16 protein-coding genes are annotated in these 16,633 nt (G+C 68.0%); 10 read left to right on the forward strand and 6 right to left on the reverse strand.

Features of this window, described 5'->3' with window-relative positions; all coding sequences use genetic code 11:
• Window positions 1-54: 54 nt before the first annotated feature.
• The 6 genes from ORG17_RS14745 to ORG17_RS14770 all read right to left on the reverse strand — a co-directional run bounded on the left by ORG17_RS14745 (window position 55) and on the right by ORG17_RS14770 (window position 7,675).
• A complete protein-coding gene (locus tag ORG17_RS14745) occupies window positions 55-2,208 on the reverse strand; it encodes a beta-galactosidase (protein WP_250892413.1) in 2,154 nt (717 codons plus the stop codon).
• Complete coding sequence (locus ORG17_RS14750; protein ID WP_214527314.1) at window positions 2,205-3,113, reverse strand: carbohydrate ABC transporter permease; 909 nt, start codon at window positions 3,111-3,113, stop codon at window positions 2,205-2,207. Before ORG17_RS14750 ends, ORG17_RS14745 begins: the two co-directional genes overlap by 4 nt.
• The gene (locus tag ORG17_RS14755) at window positions 3,110-4,063 is read right to left on the reverse strand and encodes a carbohydrate ABC transporter permease (protein WP_209136492.1); all 954 of its coding nucleotides are present in this window, start codon (window positions 4,061-4,063) and stop codon (window positions 3,110-3,112) included. Before ORG17_RS14755 ends, ORG17_RS14750 begins: the two co-directional genes overlap by 4 nt.
• A gap of 11 nt (window positions 4,064-4,074) precedes the next feature.
• On the reverse strand, window positions 4,075-5,412 hold the full coding sequence (locus tag ORG17_RS14760) for an ABC transporter substrate-binding protein (RefSeq protein ID WP_214527315.1): 1,338 nt from the start codon (window positions 5,410-5,412) through the stop codon (window positions 4,075-4,077).
• 147 nt (window positions 5,413-5,559) lie between these two features.
• The gene (locus ORG17_RS14765; protein ID WP_214527316.1) at window positions 5,560-6,621 is read right to left on the reverse strand and encodes a LacI family DNA-binding transcriptional regulator; all 1,062 of its coding nucleotides are present in this window, start codon (window positions 6,619-6,621) and stop codon (window positions 5,560-5,562) included.
• 112 nt (window positions 6,622-6,733) lie between these two features.
• Window positions 6,734-7,675, reverse strand: a complete 942-nt coding sequence (locus ORG17_RS14770) for a LysR family transcriptional regulator (RefSeq protein ID WP_214527318.1) — start codon at window positions 7,673-7,675, stop codon at window positions 6,734-6,736.
• Between the two features lie 120 nt (window positions 7,676-7,795).
• Here ORG17_RS14770 and ORG17_RS14775 point away from each other — a divergent pair, with 120 nt between their 5' ends.
• From ORG17_RS14775 to ORG17_RS14815, 10 genes are all read left to right on the forward strand, one after another.
• Window positions 7,796-8,755: a putative oxygenase MesX gene (locus ORG17_RS14775; RefSeq protein ID WP_214527319.1), complete on the forward strand. Its 960-nt coding sequence runs from the start codon at window positions 7,796-7,798 to the stop codon at window positions 8,753-8,755.
• Window positions 8,756-8,792: 37 nt separating this feature from the next.
• Window positions 8,793-9,842, forward strand: a complete 1,050-nt coding sequence (locus ORG17_RS14780) for a methionine synthase (RefSeq protein ID WP_071245101.1) — start codon at window positions 8,793-8,795, stop codon at window positions 9,840-9,842.
• 288 nt (window positions 9,843-10,130) lie between these two features.
• Window positions 10,131-10,688, forward strand: coding sequence for a hypothetical protein (locus ORG17_RS14785; RefSeq protein ID WP_214527321.1), 558 nt, complete (start codon window positions 10,131-10,133; stop codon window positions 10,686-10,688).
• A gap of 27 nt (window positions 10,689-10,715) precedes the next feature.
• Window positions 10,716-11,264, forward strand: a complete 549-nt coding sequence (locus ORG17_RS14790) for a hypothetical protein (RefSeq protein ID WP_214527323.1) — start codon at window positions 10,716-10,718, stop codon at window positions 11,262-11,264.
• Window positions 11,265-11,314: 50 nt separating this feature from the next.
• Entirely contained in the window at window positions 11,315-11,818 is a 504-nt protein-coding gene (locus tag ORG17_RS14795) for an SdpA family antimicrobial peptide system protein (protein ID WP_214527325.1), read from the forward strand.
• Window positions 11,809-12,771: a sporulation-delaying protein SdpB family protein gene (locus ORG17_RS14800; protein ID WP_214527326.1), complete on the forward strand. Its 963-nt coding sequence runs from the start codon at window positions 11,809-11,811 to the stop codon at window positions 12,769-12,771. The genes ORG17_RS14795 and ORG17_RS14800 overlap by 10 nt, the downstream gene beginning before the upstream one ends.
• Before the next feature lie 11 nt (window positions 12,772-12,782).
• A complete protein-coding gene (locus ORG17_RS18540) occupies window positions 12,783-13,196 on the forward strand; it encodes a DUF1648 domain-containing protein (protein WP_367616874.1) in 414 nt (137 codons plus the stop codon).
• Window positions 13,193-14,185, forward strand: a complete 993-nt coding sequence (locus ORG17_RS14805) for a CPBP family intramembrane glutamic endopeptidase (protein WP_214527328.1) — start codon at window positions 13,193-13,195, stop codon at window positions 14,183-14,185. The genes ORG17_RS18540 and ORG17_RS14805 overlap by 4 nt, the downstream gene beginning before the upstream one ends.
• 125 nt (window positions 14,186-14,310) lie before the next feature.
• Window positions 14,311-14,736 carry a hypothetical protein gene (locus ORG17_RS14810; protein WP_214527330.1) on the forward strand — a complete coding sequence of 142 codons (426 nt, stop codon included), beginning with the start codon at window positions 14,311-14,313 and terminating at the stop codon, window positions 14,734-14,736.
• Window positions 14,737-15,268: 532 nt separating this feature from the next.
• Window positions 15,269-16,504 carry an acyl-CoA dehydrogenase family protein gene (locus tag ORG17_RS14815; RefSeq protein ID WP_214527332.1) on the forward strand — a complete coding sequence of 412 codons (1,236 nt, stop codon included), beginning with the start codon at window positions 15,269-15,271 and terminating at the stop codon, window positions 16,502-16,504.
• Window positions 16,505-16,633: the final 129 nt, after the last annotated feature.

Genomic DNA, 16,633 nt, shown 5'->3' on the forward strand with positions numbered 1-16,633 from the left:
CACAGAAGGAGCAGGCGGACCGTCCGACCCGACGGCCCGCCTGCTCCGGTCTCGCTACGCGACGACGACGACCCGGACGTCCCACGGCCCGAGCTCGAGCACGGCATCCGCGTCGAGTGCCGTGCCCTCGAACAGGTCCTCCGCGGCGACCGGCACCGCGTACGTGCTCGGTTCCCACGACCAGTTGTGGATGACGTGCACCGTCTCGCCGTGGCCGTTGACCGAGCTCGCGACCGACTGCGTGTCGGCCTGCGGCTGCCAGCTCGGCGACCCGCTGCCCTGCGCGACGGCCCACTCCGTGATCGCTGCGGCGAGCGCCGGATCCGGGACGGTCCCGACGTAGGTGACCCGACCGGCTCCGTGCGACCGTGTGGTCACCGCTGCGAACCGACCGTGGTGCGGGTGGTCGTACCCGACGAGCACGTCGGCGTCGTCGACGAGCAGGCCGTCCGCCCACCGGGTGGCCGTCGCCCCGGCCGGCACGGTGAACCCGTGCTCAGCGGCCGCGGCTCCGGCGGACACCGGGATGCGTCGGCCGAGGTTGCTGAACTCGTCGTAGTGCACGCCCGCGGGCACGTCGAGGAACGCGGGCTTCCGTTCGAGCCGCGCACGGGCTTCTTCGTCCTCGTACCCGGTGCGGATGCCGACGACCAGGTGTCCGCCTGCCTCGGCGTAGGCGGCGAGCCACTGCAGCTGTGCGTCGGTCGCGATGGTGAACGCGGCAGCGACGAGCACCGGACGCTCCGCGGCGAAGGACGCCGGATCACGGTCGAAGACCTGCGACGGATGCACCGTGTTCGCCTGCAGTCCGGCATCGAAGACGCCTCGGGCGTAGGCGTCGTAAATCGTCTGCCACGACCGCCGGTCGGGCTCCATGCCGTCGCCGAGCGCCGGGTGCTCGTTCAGCGCCCACTTCGACTCGTTCGAGAACAGCAGGGCGACGTCGGCGTGCGGGCGGAGGCCGGCGACCCGGTCCCCGGCGTGCGCGAACTCCGCTCCGATCCGGGCGATCTCCTCGTAGGTGCGACCGGGCTGCTGCGAATGCGGCAGGACGCCACCCCAGTACGTCTCGACGCCGTAGTGCAGCGTGTGCCAGTGCCAGTACTCGATCATCGACGCGCCTCGGGACACGAGTGCCCAGGCGGCCTGTCGCCACTGCCCTTCGTAGGCCGGTTCGTTCATCCACGAGAACCCGATGGCCTGCGCGTTGGTCTCGGTGACCAGGAACGGTGCCTGCTTCGACCCGTACATGCGGTCGCCCGAGGCGAAGATCGACCAGGCACCGGACGAGGTCCAGAACTGTGCGGGCTCCTCGGCGCTCGGCAGCTCGAGGGCGTCCTGCATCCGGTAGTACGGGTTGCCAGCGGTGACGTCGAGCGTCCGGGTGAGCACCTCGTCCTCGACGGTCGGCCGCTCGTAGGCGATGCACGTGGTCACGAACTGGTCCGGACGCGAGTACTCCCGCACGACCGATGCCTGCCAGGCGATGAAGTCCGTCGTGATCGAGGCCTGGAACCGGCGCCAGGCCAGGTCGTACTGCGGCTGCGCGTTGCCGTCCGGCGTCCACAGGTCAGCCCAGGTGGACAGCCGGTGGGACCAGTAGGTCAGGCCCCACTCCTCGTTCAACCGCTCGACGCTGCCGTAGGTGTGACGCAGGTGGTCGACGAAGCGCTGGAACACCTCGGGGTTCGCGATGAGCTCGTTGCCCGGCTCGTTGTCGACCTGGTAGCCGATCACGGCGGGGTGTTCGGCGTAGCGGGCGACGATCTTCCGGATGACCCGCTCGGCGTGGAACAGGAACGCCGGGTGGGCGTAGTCGATCTCCTGCCGGGCACCCCAGCCCATCGCCTCGCCGTCGGTACGGCGGCGGACGTTGATCTCCGGCACGATGCGGGCGAGCCACATCGGCACGGCGTACGTGGGTGTGCCGAGGATCACCCGGATTCCGTGTTCGTGGGCGGCGTCGAGCACCGGCGCGAGCCACTCCAGGTCGAAGCGGCCGTTCTCCGGCTCCCAGGTGCTCCAGACGGACTCACCGACGCGGATGACCGAGAAGCCGGCCTCCTGCATCAGGCGCATGTCCTCGTCGAGCCGAGGGGTCGGCTGGTACTCGTGGTAGTAAGCGGCGCCGAAGAGGACGCGGTCGTGCTGCATGGTGCTGGGTGCTCCGTTCGAGAAGGATCGGTGGTGGGTGCGGGTGTCGGTCATCCCTTGACCGCCCCCGCGGTCAGCCCGTCGAGCAGCTGCTTGCGGAGGAGCAGGAACACGAGGATCGTCGGCACGCTCGCCAGCACGGCGCCGGCGAGCACCAGGTCGTACGACCGGTTCTCCGACGCGAAGATCGCGTTGAGGCCGAGGGGCAGCGTGTACTGGCTCGAGTCGGACAGCAGGACCAACGGCCACTGGAACGAGTTGTAGCTCTGCAGGAAGCTCCACACCGCCAGGGCGCCGAGCGACGGCCGGAGCAGCGGGAGCACGACCCGGCGGAACGTTCCGAACTCGGAGTTGCCGTCGATGCGGGCCGCCTCGATGAGTTCGTCGGGGATCGCCTGCACGATGAACTGCTGCATCATGAAGATGCCGAACGCCGGCGCCACCCACGGGACGACGAGCGAGAACCACGGGTTCGTCAGCCCGGACTTCACCACCAGGATGAAGAGCGGTACGAGGATCACCGCGAACGGCACCGAAAGCGACGAGAACATCACCGCGAACAGGATCCGCTTGCCCCGGAACCGGAACTTCGCGAACCCGTACCCGGCCATCGCGCAGACGAACACGGACACGACGGTCGCGATCAGGGCGGTGCCGACACTGATGCCGAACCAGGCCCAGAACGGCTGGGTGGCGAGCAGGTTCGTGTAGTTCTCCCCCGTCGCCGGGCTCGGGATGAGCGTGGGCGGTGTCGCGAAGATGTCGCCACGCTGCTTGAACGAGCCGGACAGCGTCCAGAGCAGCGGGAACACGAACACCAGCAGCAGGGCCACGAGTGTGGCGTAGAGCAGGCCGCGGCGAGCGATCCAGCCCCTGGTGCGGGGCGGGCCGGACCGAGGCGCCCGGCTTCCGGCGGTCGTGACGGCCCGGGTGTCCGGGCGGTCGGTGGTGGCGGTCATGCGTCCCTCCCGATGGCGAGTGCGCGGTTGAGGATCTGGCTGACGCCGAACACGACGACGAACAGCACGACACCGGCGGCTGCCGCGTACCCGAACTGCTGCCGTTCGAAGGCGGCGCGGTAGATGAACATGGCGACGGAGAGCGTGGCTTCACCCGGACCGCCCTTGGTGAGCAGGTAGGGCTCGTCGAACAGCTGCGCGGCACTGATGAAGCTCGTCACCACGACGAACGCCGTGACCGGCCGGATCGCCGGGAGCGTCACGTTGGTGAACTTCCGGAAGGTTCCTGCCCCGTCGAGCGACGCGGCCTCGTACTGCTCGGGCGACACGTTCTGCAGTGCTGCCAGGAAGAAGATCGTCAGGTACCCGACCGTGCGCCACAGGAGCACGAAGCCGATGGCGACCTTCGCGAGCGTCGGGTCACCGAGCCAGTCGGTGTTCGGCAGTCCGAACAGCGCCTTGAGCGTGGCGTTGAGCAGCCCGTAGTTGGTGTCGAACACCAGGCTGTAGATGAGCGCGATGACGATCGGCGACAGCACCATCGGGATGAAGAACGTCACCCGGAACAGGTCTCGGGCGCGGAGTCCCTTGGCGTTGAGTGCCTGCGCGACCAGGAGCGAGCACGGCACGATGACGAACACGGCGATGAGTGTGTAGATCAACGAGTTGACCAGGGCTGTGCCGAAGCTGGTGTCCCGGAACAGGTTCGCGTAGTTGGACAGACCGATCCAGTTCGGTGTGCCGAGGCCGACCCACTCGGTGAGTGACAGGTACACGGCGGCGAGCACCGGCACGATCATGAACAGGCCGTACAGGACGTAGAACGGCGCGATGAAGAGGTACGGCGCGCTGCCACCGTTCGTGTTCAGACGGCGGCGACGGCGATCGGGTGGATCGGTGGTGGTCGTGGTGGCGGACACCGGGATGCCGGTGGCGGTTGATGTGGACAACGTCGTCCTCCTCAGGCGCGGGTCTGGCCGCGGAAGTCGGCCGCAGCGGCGTCGAGCGCCTGCTTCGGGGAGATCTGGCCCTTGTAGGCCTTGATGAGGTAACCGCTCAGGACGGTCTGCAGGATCGAGGCATCGGCGCTCTGGTGCTGCGAGGGCACGTCGTCGACGACCGACTTGTAGACGCCGAACAGCTGCTGCCCGCCGAAGTACGGGTCGCTCAGCGCCGCGAGCCGCGGGTCGTCGTAGACCGAGCGGAGCGTCGGCAGGTACCCGAGGTCCTGGTAGCGCTTCACCTGCTGGTCCGGGTCGAGGTACGCGGCGAGCACCAGGTTGATCCCGGCCTTCGTGAGCGGCTTGTCGCGGAGCACCGCAAACCCGGTGCCGCCGCCGACGCTCGTCGTGCTGCCACCACCCGCGAACCGGGGCAGGTTCCGCACCTTCCACTTGCCCTTCTGCTCGGGCACGTTCGGCTTGATGCCGTAGCTGGCGTACCAGGAGGGCATGTCGACGGCCAGGATCGTGCCGCCCTTCAGCCCGGACTGCAGGCTCGGTCCGTACATGTCGGCGACCGTCGCGATGGCCCCGGACTGCACACCGTCGACCAGGAACTGCAGGGTGCGTTCGGCCTCCGGCGTCTGGATGGCGATTCCGCCGTCCTCGTCGTACAGGTCGCCGCCCCGCTGGAGCAGCAGGATCTGGTAGCTCTGCAGCGTGCCGCCCGGATCGGTGACCGCCACGGCGTGCAGCGAGACACCCTTGTTCTTGTTGAGCTTCGCGCCGACGTCCATGTACTCCTCCCACGTCGTCAGGTCGTCGGGGATGCCGAGGGCCTCGAACTGGTCCGCGCGGTGGTAGTAGACGCACAACGGGGTGTCCGAGTCGAGCGCGTAGAGGTGCCCGTCCTTCGAGAACGGCGTGAGTCGTGCAGCGATCAGGTCGTCCTTGCGCGACGCCACCGACGGCGACAGGTCGCTCAGCAGCTCGGCAGCGATGTCACCGCGGAGCATCCGGCAAAACGCCCCGATCTCGAGCCCGGCGACGTCCGGCGTCCCCGTGCCGGCGACGGCCTGCGCGATGAGCTTGGTCGGGATGTCCGCCGCCGCGATCGTGGTGATGTCGAGCGCGAAGTCGAAGTCCGACTTCCGGTCGGCGACCGGCAACGCCTCGGTGAAGAACTTCTCGTAGCCGGGGTCGTGGGTCCAGAAGGACAGGTCGGCGCGTCCGGAACGGACGGCGGCCGTCGACTGCGGGGAGCAGCCGGCGAGCAGCGCGCCGAGGGCGATGCTGCCGCCAGCGGCGGCGCCCCACCGGAGCAGGTCGCGCCGGCTCGGCCCACGGCCTGGAGGCACGGGTGGCGCAGGTGGGGAAAGTCGCCTGGGTACTGGGGTCACGGAGGTCTCCTGACGTCGTCGTCGAGGTGCGTGCGGAAGTGGCGGTGAGCGCGCGTGAGCGCTCACTCACGGGACGGACGCAAGCCGCGCCTCCCGTCCGGGGGTTCAGTCGGCGGGGCGGAGGTGACGCCGCTCAGCGGACGGCGGCGCGCTGGTGGCACGCGTGATCAGCTGGCCGGGCAGCATCCGGTGGCGCTCGGCGGGCGGGTGGCCGTCGAGGGTGCGGAAGAGGCGGTGCATCGCGAGGCGGGTGGCCTCGTCGAAGTCCTGACGGATGGTCGTGAGCGGCGTCGGCAGGTAGGCCGAGATCGGCATGTCGTCGAAGCCGACGATGCTGACGTCACCCGGCACGGACAACCCGTGCTGCTGGATGGCGGACATCGCGCCGATCGCCATCTGGTCGTTCGCGACGAAGACCCCCGTCAGGTCCGGGCGGCCGAGCAACGAGCGCATGGCCTCATAGCCGCTCTGCGGCGACCAGTCCCCCTCGGCCGGTGCGTGCTCGGCGACGCCGGCGTCCTGCAGCGCCGCCCGCCACCCCGCCAGCCGGCGCGAACTCGAGGTCCAGTCCGCCGGACCCGCGATGTGCCACACGGTCTCGTGCCCGAGGGCCAGCAGGTGATCGGTGGCCGCGAACGCAGCGCCGCTCTCGTCCAGGCCGACCGCCAGGGTGTTCTCGCGGTCGGCGACGTCCGGCGGCCCGAGCGTCAGCACCGTCACGCCCTGGGGCAGGCGGAGCTGGTCCATCTGGTTCTCGACCGGCTCGGAGAAGACGATCGCCTCGACGTCCTGGCCGACGAGCGAGTCGACCGCCGGCTGGAGCTCGGATGCGGTCGCGGCGACGGTCCGGACGATGGCCAGGCTGTACCCGTTCGTGCGGCACGCCTGCTCGACGCCGGTGAGCATGGCGGTCGGGCCGTACAGGTTCGTACCGATGGTGATGAGACCGATCCGGCGGGAGCGCTGCGACTTGAGGGAGCGGGCAGCGGCGTTCGGGCGGAAACCCAGTTCGTCGATCGCTTCGAGGACCCGGGCGCGGACCGCCTCGGTGACGTGCGGTTCGTCGTTCACCACGCGGGAGACGGTCTTCTGGGAGACGCCGGCCAGGCTCGCGACGTCGGTCATGGAGGCCGGGCGGAGGCGATGAACCGATGCGTTGCCGCTCATCGTCAGCTCCTTCGCTGCTCCGTGGGACCGGCCGGGACCGGGTGTGGGAGCAAGACAACCACGGGATTGTCTACGTAGTCAAGAGTGATTCCGCGGTGTCATCGCAGCCTGCTTACCCGAGCGGCTCGACGCCGTAGCTGGTGACCACCGCACGCAACTCGTCCAGGTAGGTCTGCGCCTGCACGGTGAGGGGAACCGAAGCGTGCGCGATCCAGCCGATCTCGATGCGCTCGTCGACGTCGAGTGGGATGGCGACGATCTCGGGATCGAGGTCGTCGCTGATGAGCCCGGTGGAGATCGTGTACCCGCCGAGGCCGATCATCAGGTTGAAGATCGTCGCCCGGTCCGACACACGGATCTCCCGCTTGCTCGACATCGTCGACAGGATCTCCTCGGCCAGGTAGAAGGAGTTGTTCGCGCCCTGGTCGAACGTGAGCCGAGGCAGGTCCGCGAGGTCCTCGAGGGTCGCACGCTCCCGCGACGCGAGCGGGTTCCGCTTCGCCACGAAGATGTGCGGCTGTGCGACGAACAGCGGTGTGAACACGACGCCGGCGTCGCGCAGCAGCTTGCCGAGCACCTGCTTGTTGAAGTCGTTGCGGTAGAGGATGCCCACCTCGCTGCGCAGGGTGCGGACGTCCTCGATGATGTCCCAGGTGCGTGTCTCGCGCAGCGAGAACTCGTACTCGTCCGCAGCTGCCGCTTCGACCATCCGGACGAAGGCCTCCACCGCGAACGAGTAGTGCTGCGCGGACACCCCGAGCAGCCGACGCGACCGCTGGCCGCCGACGTACCGCTGCTCGAGGAGGGAGACCTGCTCGACGACCTGCCGGGCGTACCCGAGGAACTCGACGCCGTCGACGGTGGGCACGACGCCTCGGGCCGAGCGGGTGAACAGCGGGCGCCCGATCCGCGTCTCCAGGTCCTTCATCGCTGCGGACATCGTCGGCTGCGACACATAGAGCAGGTCGGCCGCTGCGCTGATCGAGCCCTCCGTCGCCACCTCGATGAAGTACCGGAGCTGCTGCAGGGTGATGTCGTTCGAAACGCGAGCCATAGGCCGAGGCTATACCGGTGCATAGCGTCTCGGTATTACCTGATGGCTCGCGAATCCAGCCATGATCGATGCATCCCTCCCATCGTGCCCACGGGCCGCTCGACGAACAGATTGCCGACCATGGCGAACGACCTCACCTTCAGCATCACCCGGACCCGGTTCGACGAGGACTACTCCCCCGCCGACAGCTCCCGGCTGACCACGAACTTCGCCAACCTGGCGCGCGGCGAGCACCGTCAGCAGAACCTGCGTGCTGCGCTGGCGATGATCGACGGGCGAGCGAACGAGCTGGCCGCGGCACACGACCGCTACCGTCTGCAGCTCGACATCGTCTCGGTGGCGCTCGAGTTCTCCGACGGTGGTTCGGACGCCGAGTTCCCGCTGCTCGAGATGCTCGACGTCACGATCCTCGACCAGCACACCGGCGAGCGCCACCGGGGAATCCTCGGCAACAACTTCTCGTCGTACCTGCGCGACTACGACTTCTCCGTCCTGCTGCCCTCGGCGTCGTCCGGCATCCCGTCCGACTTCGGACAGCTGCACGGGGCGCTCTTCCAGCGCTTCCTGGAGTCATCCGCGTTCCACTCGAGTTTCAGTGCCGAGCCCGTCGTCTGCATCAGCGTCTCGACGAGCCAGACCTACCGCCGCACCGGGTACGTCCACCCGGTCCTCGGCGCCGAGTACGAGCACGAGCACTCCTCGCTCACCGACGACTACTTCGGCCGGATGGGCATGCGAGTCCGGTACTTCCAGCCCGCCGGAGCGGCTGCCCCGCTCGCGTTCTACACGCGCGGCGACCTGACCGGCGACTACACGGACCTCCAGCTCATCGGCACGATCGCCACCATGGAGACCTTCCAGAAGATCTACCGCCCGGAGGTCTACGCCGCGGACACCCCGGCCGGCAGCACCTACCGCCCCACCCTCGACCACACCGACTTCACGCCCACCCCGGTGACCTACGACCGCGAGGAGCGCAGCCGCCTCGGGATCACGCAGGGCCGGTGGACCGAGGAGCACCTGGTGCGGCCGCACCACGCACTCCTCGCCCGGTGGGCTGACCCCGCCCTCGCGCGCTGACCTCCTCTGCCCTTCGACTGACTGGACCGTCACTCCCATGCGTTCTCTCCTCCCCACCTCGATCGTCGGCAGCCTGCCGAAGCCGTCCTGGCTCGCCGAGCCCGAGCGACTGTGGTCCCCCTGGCTGCTCGAGGGTGCCGCCCTGACCGAGGGCAAGCAGGATGCCCTGCGCTCCGCCGTGCACGAGCAGGAGCGCCGGGGCATCGACATCGTCAGCGACGGCGAGCAGACCCGCCAGCACTTCGTCACGACGTTCATCGAGCACCTGGATGGCGTCGACCTCGACCGCAAGGAAACCGTCCGCATCCGCGACCGGTACGACGCGGCCGTCCCGACCGTCGTCGGTGCCGTGAGCCGTCGGAAGCCGGTCTTCGTCGAGGACGCTGCGTTCCTGAGGGCTCAGACCGATCGCCCCATCAAGTGGGCGCTCCCCGGCCCGATGACGATGATCGACACGCTGTCCGACCAGCACTACAAGAGCCGCGAGAAGCTGGCGTGGGAGTTCGCCACGATCCTCAACCAAGAGGCACGCGAACTGCAGGACGCCGGCGTCGACATTATCCAGTTCGACGAGCCCGCCTTCACGGTCTTCCACGACGAGGTGCAGGACTGGGGCGTGGCCGCACTCGAACGCGCGGCCGAGGGCTTGCACGCTGAGACCGCCGTGCACATCTGTTACGGCTACGGCATCGAGGCGAACAACAAGTGGAAGGAGACGCTCGGCGCGGAGTGGCGGCAGTACGAGCAGTCCTTCCCGCTCCTGCAGCAGTCCTCGATCGACATCGTCTCGCTGGAGTGCATCCACTCCCACGTTCCCCTCGAGCTCGTCGAGCTGATCCGCGGCAAGAAGGTCATGCTCGGGGCGATCGACGTCGCGACCGAGACCGTGGAGACGCCGGAGGAGGTCGCGGAGGTGCTTCGTCGGGCGCTCGAGTTCGTCGATGCCGACAAGCTCATCCCCAGCTCCAACTGCGGCATGGCACCCCTGGCGCGGGGTGCGGCGCTGGACAAGCTCGGCGCGCTGTCGGCTGGAGCGGACATCGTGCGGGCCGAGCTCGTCGGCACGGCGGTCCCGTCGGCCCGCTGATCGCCGCGAGACACCACGGCGGCTCTCTTCCGGAAGGAGGAGGGCCGCCGTTCGTGTTGCGTCCGCCGCGTGCGCGGCTTTCGGTCCGGCCTGGAGGCGCGGCTTCCGCCCGGTCGACAGGGCGCGTTGGTACTGGTGTCGCGACCAGAACCCGAACCCGAACCCGAACAGCGTTAGCGGGCTTCTGCGAGCGCCGCATTTCCAATCGGTCGATATGTTGCGGTTCAAACTTCACATCATGTACGTTCATACCCGTGCGCGGAGGGGCCGCGCGAGAAGGGGGCTTCGATGTCGAAGTTCATGATTACGGCTGCGGCCGTGATGGTCACCGTTTCCGCTGCAACCACAGTGCCGGCGCTACCGGCCCACGCAACGTCACCGACAACGCAGCATCAGGTCGCTGCCGAGCGGGCTGCGCTCTCTGACCGCAACGTGATCGAGCTCTTCACCGGGCAGGGGCGGATCATCGCCGAGCACCCGGAGCTTGCAAAGTACGTACCAAGCGGCGAGCAGAAGCTGACAGCTGCGCAGATCTCCGCCGTCACGGAGGAGTACCAGAACGCCTACCCGCAGTTTCACGACAACATCACCGTCCCGCTGCAGAGCGGCGACCCGTACCGAGTGCTCGATGCACTGCACGCGTTCGAAACCGCAACCGAACGCATCGCAACCTCGGAATCCGCCACCATCACCGGCGACGGCAAGTGCGCCCTGCTGGTCGCCGTCGCTGTCGCTGCAACGCTGTGGTTGGGCGTCCTTGTCTGGGTTGCGGGCCGATCCGGCTCCGCCCTGACCGAGGAACAGTTCGCGGCCGAGCTGGCGACTGCTTTGCCGTCGAGCAACTGACAAGAACCTCGAGAGGAAAAACCTTCGATGTCGAAGATCATGATCGCGGCTGCGGCCGTGATGGTCACCGTTTCCGCTGCAATCACAGTGCCGGCTGCGCCGGTCCAGGCAGCAACACCGACGACGCAACACCTCACCGCCGAACGGGCTCCGCTTTCTGACCGCAACGTGATCGAGCTCTTCACCGGGCAGGGGCGGATCATCGCCGAGCACCCGGAGCTTGCAAAGTACGTACCAAGCGGCGAGCAGAAGCTGACAGCTGCGCAGATCTCCGCCGTCACGGAGGAGTACCAGAACGCCTACCCGCAGTTCCGCGACAACATCACCGTCCCGCTGCAGAGCGGCGACCCGTACCGAGTGCTCGACGCGCTGCACGCGTTCGAAACCGCAACCGAACGCATCGCAACCTCGGAGCCCGCCACGATCACCGGTGATGGCAAGTGCCTGGTGGTCGTCGCAGTCGGTGTCCTGGTCTGGGCGGCTGTTTCGGTCTCGGTGAAGTTCTGGGGGCCGAAGTCAGCAGACCGTGACTCCGGCGCGCTCTTTGCTGCGGAGCTGACTCGCGACCTGGGCTGATGGGCCCGAAACGAGCGCTTTGGCCATTTGCGACAACGGCCGTACTGCTGATGAGTTGGACGGCACTGAGCATTGTGGAGTCGTTGTCTCCACACGCGTTGTCGAGTCGTGATCCTGCCGCGGTGAAGGTGCGAGATGCAGTGCTGACAATCGCTCCACAGCGTTGGGAGTTCTTCACCGCATCTTCCAAGGGCCGGCAATACGTCGCCTACCGCACGCAGACAGGCGACTCGGCGCTTTCGCTGCCGCAAGGCAAAGCAACGAACCTGTTCGGCGTCTCGCGCGCTCAGCGTGCGCAGGGTCCTGAGCTAGCAGCGCTGCATCAGCAGGTGGCGAACTGGAAGAAGTGCGTGGACAAGTCTGCGTCTCAGAAGTGCATCCGACAGGCGGCCGAAGAGCGACCGCAGGCTCTGAGGAATGGGGCGAAGCGGAAGACTCTCTGCGGAGATCTCCTCCTCGCTCAGGAGAAGGCGACTCCGTTCGAGTTCCGTAGCTTCGATCTCCCGAATTTCCGGGTGCTGAAGGCTGCACGTGTGGAGGTGTCGTGCAACTGATCTTCGCCGAGGTGAGCGGGCCCCGGCTGCGGCGCACCCTCCGCAGCTTTGACCTTCAGACGCTCCGCTTCAGCGGCTTTCGCGGGACGCTCGTGCTGGCTCAACTCACGATCCTCGTGGCAACGCCGTACGACGCGTTGATGCAGACTCTGGTGGGAAGCGGAGCCGGACCGGTTTGTGATGGGCTTCGAAACGCTTCGACATACTGCCTTGGACGATCCTTGCCCGATGCGCTCGTCACATCCGCCATGGTCATGATCCTCATCGGGGTTGCGGCTGGGGTTGCGCCGACCGTGATGGCGATCCTGCACGCGTGGGTTGGGTTCTCGATCGCTGGGTCGATCTCGCTCCCCGACGGGGGCGACCAAGCGGCCGCGGTGTGCACCCTGCTCCTTGTCGCCGTCAGTTTCGCCGACCGACGTCGCTGGCTGCTCGGTCCGCCGCAGACAGTCGCGAACTGGCGCCGACAAGTGGCGCTCGCAGGTCTCATGGTCATGCGAGTGCAGGTCACTGCGATCTACTTCAACGCCGCGATCGCCAAGCTGTTTGCACCCGAATGGGTCAACGGCACAGCCGAGTACTACGTCCTTCGGGACCCGTTCTTCGGGGCGAGCGGACCGCTTGCTCCTGTCCTACAAGCTGCAACAACGCTGCCCGCTGTGACGGTGGGCGTGACCTGGGGTGCGGTGATAGCGGAGATCGCGATCGGTGTGCTGATTCTGTGTGGCCCGCGAAGTCGTTCGATTGCCTTGGTCCTGTGCGTGGTGCTGCACGGGGCGATCATCATCACGATGGGGCTCTGGAGCTTCGGGCTGATCATGATTGCGATCGTCGGCATCGCCGCGATGCCGTACACGCCGCATGAGCAGACGCACCAGTTCTGGTCCCGTCTCGGCAGAAGGCACCACGCCACCGTGCACAGCCCTAGCGTGGGTGGCGCTGGGGTCCGGTGAGCGCGCAGCACGTGCGTAGCGCGTCTCTTGGCTCCCTCGCGGCGGCCGTCCCCGTCTTCATCGAGATCGCAGTCACGAGTGCATGGTGGAACCGACTCCCCGATCGGATCGCTACGACCTTCGGTCCGGACGGCAGCCCAGGCGGATACGGGACCCCGTTGGGGACGGTGATCCTTCTCGCCGCCGTGCAGACCCTCTTTCTCGTCGCTGCGGTCGGATCTGCCTTCGCTCGAGATCGGCGGAAAGGTCGGATCGCCTGCGCGGTCACCGCTGGATTCATCGCCGCTGTGGCTATCAGTTGGCTGAACATCGCGGGAGTCGCGGCCTCGACCGTGCCACCAGAAGCTTGGTGGGCAATCCTGGCGGGCCCGGCGTGGGCAGTCGTTCCGTACTGGCTGCTACGACTCGACAAGGAGGCACCATGAGGGAGATCAGGGGGCGAAAGAACGAGAGCGAGACCGCAGCTGGGAGGTCGCGGGGCACCCGGTGGGGTGTGGTCAGCGTGTTCGTGTGCCTGGCCTACGTTGCGGCGTGGGTGTTGCTCTGGCCAGCAATTGAGGCGAGCGCGGACCTCTCGGACCCCGCCGGGAACCCTGGTGCGTACATCGCGACCGTAGCGATGATGTTCACACCGGGCCTCGCAGCGCTGCTGGTCGCGATCACGCTCGAAGGCCGCCGTGGGAAGGCGATCCTGGTTGCACTCGGGCTGACGGGGTTCTTCACGCGTCAAGGCTGGCGCTTCGCTCTCGCAGGAATCGCCGGAGCTGCTCTGCTGATCTCCGGCAGCTGGGGCCTCGGGATGCTGTTCGGGTGGGTGCAGCTCGACCCCGAACACTCCGTCGCGAAAGAACTCATCGTTCGAGTCACGGGCGAGCAACCGCCGATGCCGATGGCGCTCCTGGCGCTGCTGCAACTGCTGAACCTCCCGATCGGGATTGCCATCACCGCGATCGCTGCGATCGGCGAAGAAGTCGGTTGGCGCGGCTGGCTCCTCCCGAAACTGCTGCCACTCGGCTCCGGATGGGCGCTGAGCGTCAGCGGCGCGATCTGGGGCCTCTGGCACGCTCCCGCGATCCTGCTCGGCCTGAACTACGAGGAACGCAATCCCCTCGGGATCATCTTGATGATGATCGGCTGTGTCGGCGCGGGCGTGCTGATCGGCTGGCTCCGGCTTGCGAGTGGATCGCTTCTGCCCTGCGTGCTCGCCCATGCGGCACTCAACAGCTTCGCCTCGTACCAGTCCGTCCTCTTCCCGCCTTTCGACGAACGCCTTGTCGGGCCGCTCGCCATCACCGGATGGGTCGTCATGGCGCTCTTGATCGCGGCGTGCGTGTTGCGGGCAACTCGACTTCGCCAGCGACACGGGTCGCAACTGGGCAGCCCCGAGGTCCGCAACACCGAGCTTTCCCAGTAGCCGGCCGAACGCCCAAGGGAACTGACCGGACCACCGCGGCCTCGGACCCCGAAGGACAGGTCCTCACCCCGGCCTGGAGGACGGCGTCTGCGAAGCGTCAGACTCGAGGGCGTTGACTTACGTTCATGATCACCAAGGGCGTCATCCACCAGGTCGAGAGTGCGACTGTCCGGGATCGCAACGGCGTATCAGTCGGCAAGGTCGTGCAGGTGTTCCCCTCCGACGAGGACGGCAGTGCGGCCTACGTCTGTGTCGCAACCGGCCTGCTCGGGCGACACCAGGCGCTCGTCCCCGCCGACGACGCCACGTTCGACGGCACGGACGTGCACGTCGGGTACACGAAGGACGCGATCAAGGGCGCTCCGTCCTTCGGAGCCGGACGCACCTTGTCCCCCGCCGAGACGAACGCCGTCCGCAAACACTTCGGGCTGTCCCGCACCGGCGCTGCGACCGGAGACATGGGTGACCCCCACGAGAACCTCGATCAGGCCGGGACCGGTCTTGCGGGTGCCGACGACACCGAGGGCGCAGGGACGACGCCGCCGGCCTGAACCTCACCGGAGTGAACGACGCCGAAACCGAGGATTTCGCCCACACCCGGCCAGGCAGCGGCCGGTCCTCTGGCGGGTGCGTGCTCCCTCATTGACGCGCGCTTCTGTGAGCCCGGCATACGCGGGCTTCTCGGAGGAGCATGCCTGTCTTCGTCCGACGGGCTCCGCGGCCGTCGCACACGCGCATCACCGCGAAGGCGCTGCTGCGAACGCTCACGGCGTCGCAGCGTGGTCACGTGTCATGGGAAGTCACCCTCCGACATACATCGACACAACCCTTCTCGCGGGCGTTCGGCGATGTCACAGTCTCGCCATGGCGCACATCTGGTCGGGGCTGTCCGGAGCCGCACTGCGCGGGGGCTGGTGACCGGACGGCTCGCACGACACCGGCCCGCGGGCGCCCCCGCGGACGAGACAGCCGTGCCGACCGCCACGGCCGGCCGCCCTCGCGCCGCGCCCACACCGGACGAATCGACACCACACGACGCCACACCACGCGACAGGTAGCAGTTCAGACCACGAAGGAGTCCTCGTGACCATCAGCAACCAGACCGCCGACAGCAGGATCGACGAGGGCGCCGACGACGAGCTCCTCGCCCGCTTCCGTCCGATCTTCGACCGCATCGCTGCCGGCGCCTCTGAGCGCGAACGCGACCACCGCCTCCCGTTCGAGGAGATCCGCGAACTCGCCGCGGCAGGATTCGGCGCCGTCCGCGTCCCCGTCGCCCACGGCGGAGCCGGGGCGACCCTGCCCCAGCTGTTCCGCCTGCTGACCGAACTCGCCGCCGCTGACAGCAACATCCCCCAGGCGCTCCGCGGCCACTTCGCACTGGTGGAGGACCGGCTGGTCGCCCGGTCCGGGGAACGTGAGGGGTGGTTGGACCGCTTCGGCCGCGGTGAGATCGCCGGCAACTCGTGGACCGAGGTCGGATCGGTGCAGGTGGGCGATGTGATCACGAAGGTGACCCCGCAGCCGGACGGGACGTTCCGGATCACCGGGCAGAAGTACTACTCGACCGGCAGCATCTTCGCCGACTGGATCGACACCTACGCCGAACGCACGGACACCGGCGAGCGGGTCATCGCGATCGTCGACGCGCACCAGCCCGGGGTCACCCACACCGACGACTGGGACGGGTTCGGGCAGCGCACCACCGGGTCCGGCACCAGCACCTTCGACGACGCCGTCGTGCAGGCCGACGCGGTGATCCCCTTCGACGAGCGGTTCAAGTACCAGACGGCGTTCTACCAGGGCGTGCTGTTGAGCGTCCTCGCCGGGTCCGTCCTCGCAGCCGAACGAGAGATCGCGCGCGAGGTCCGCAACCGCACCCGCGTCTTCTCCCACGGCAACGCCGACACGTTCGCGGCAGACCCGCAGATCCTGCAGGTCGTCGGCGAGGTGTCGGCGGCCGGGTTCGCCGCCACGGCGATCGTCGACCGGGCCGCCGCGGCCTTGCAGGGCGCGTACGAGGGAGCCGGGCTCGCCACAGCCGAAGACGAGCGCCGCAACGACCGCGCCGAACTCGCGACCGCGCAGGCCCAGGTGGCGCTGACCACCCTGGCGACGACGGCGACCTCGCACCTGTTCGACGCGCTCGCGGCGTCCGGGGTGAGCACGACGAAGAACCTCGACCGGCACTGGCGGAACGCTCGCACCGCCGGCAGCCACAACCCGTGGGTGTTCAAGGCTCGGATCATCGGTGACCACGCCGTCAACGGTGCCGAACCGCCCCGCGTCTGGGCGATCGGTGCGACCCGGACCTCATGACGCCTGTCGAAGCCGAGACGGCTTCCGCGTGACCGCTGCTGCGATGTGCCTGCCCCGCCGCCCGGCCGCCGTGCGCGTACAGTCCCTGGCAACGCACGGCTGGCCGACCATCGGGGAACGCGATGCGAC

The organism is Curtobacterium flaccumfaciens pv. betae (genome assembly GCF_026241855.1).
GTDB lineage: Bacteria > Actinomycetota > Actinomycetes > Actinomycetales > Microbacteriaceae > Curtobacterium > Curtobacterium flaccumfaciens.

Bases quoted from the DNA above. Each gene is read 5' to 3' on its own strand.
- ORG17_RS14745 (WP_250892413.1), bottom strand. From the start codon at position 2,208: ATGACCGACACCCGCACCCACCACCGATCCTTCTCGAACGGAGCACCC.
- ORG17_RS14750 (WP_214527314.1), bottom strand. From the start codon at position 3,113: ATGACCGCCACCACCGACCGCCCGGACACCCGGGCCGTCACGACCGCC.
- ORG17_RS14765 (WP_214527316.1), bottom strand. From the start codon at position 6,621: ATGAGCGGCAACGCATCGGTTCATCGCCTCCGCCCGGCCTCCATGACC.
- ORG17_RS14770 (WP_214527318.1), bottom strand. From the start codon at position 7,675: ATGGCTCGCGTTTCGAACGACATCACCCTGCAGCAGCTCCGGTACTTC.
- ORG17_RS14775 (WP_214527319.1), top strand. From the start codon at position 7,796: ATGGCGAACGACCTCACCTTCAGCATCACCCGGACCCGGTTCGACGAG.
- ORG17_RS14780 (WP_071245101.1), top strand. From the start codon at position 8,793: ATGCGTTCTCTCCTCCCCACCTCGATCGTCGGCAGCCTGCCGAAGCCG.
- ORG17_RS14785 (WP_214527321.1), top strand. From the start codon at position 10,131: ATGTCGAAGTTCATGATTACGGCTGCGGCCGTGATGGTCACCGTTTCC.
- ORG17_RS14790 (WP_214527323.1), top strand. From the start codon at position 10,716: ATGTCGAAGATCATGATCGCGGCTGCGGCCGTGATGGTCACCGTTTCC.
- ORG17_RS14795 (WP_214527325.1), top strand. From the start codon at position 11,315: ATGAGTTGGACGGCACTGAGCATTGTGGAGTCGTTGTCTCCACACGCG.
- ORG17_RS14805 (WP_214527328.1), top strand. From the start codon at position 13,193: ATGAGGGAGATCAGGGGGCGAAAGAACGAGAGCGAGACCGCAGCTGGG.
- ORG17_RS14810 (WP_214527330.1), top strand. From the start codon at position 14,311: ATGATCACCAAGGGCGTCATCCACCAGGTCGAGAGTGCGACTGTCCGG.